This window comes from Escherichia sp. AM3 (assembly GCF_032029835.1).
Lineage (GTDB): Bacteria > Pseudomonadota > Gammaproteobacteria > Enterobacterales > Enterobacteriaceae > Escherichia > Escherichia coli.
In genome coordinates this window covers 1-280 of the sequence record NZ_JAVUPQ010000906.1, presented here as the reverse complement: position 1 = coordinate 280, position 280 = coordinate 1, and the positions used below count along the sequence as shown (strand labels likewise).

1 pseudogene is annotated in these 280 nt (G+C 56.1%); it reads right to left on the bottom strand.

From position 1 onward, the window contains the following. Window positions 1-280: pseudogene (locus RTW80_RS28995) on the bottom strand (sugar ABC transporter ATP-binding protein); the annotation flags it as partial.

The window sequence follows — 280 nt, the reverse complement described above, 5'->3', positions numbered from 1 at the left end:
CGGATAACCAGTTCATGCCCACCCACGGTGGCATAAAGCATAAATTCAGCCCCGGTCAGCTCAGCAACGCTGATCTTCGCCGTGATGTTTTCACCGCTTCGCTGTGCGGTGAGAATGTCTTCCGGACGGATCCCAAAGACGACCGCTTTACGCTGGTAACCTTGCGCATTCAGTACGGCCAGCTTGTCCTCCGGGATCTCCAGGCGCAGCGTTTCCGTCACAAAGTAGCGGTCGTCGATCGCGCCACGAATGAAGTTCATCGCAGGCGAACCAATAAACC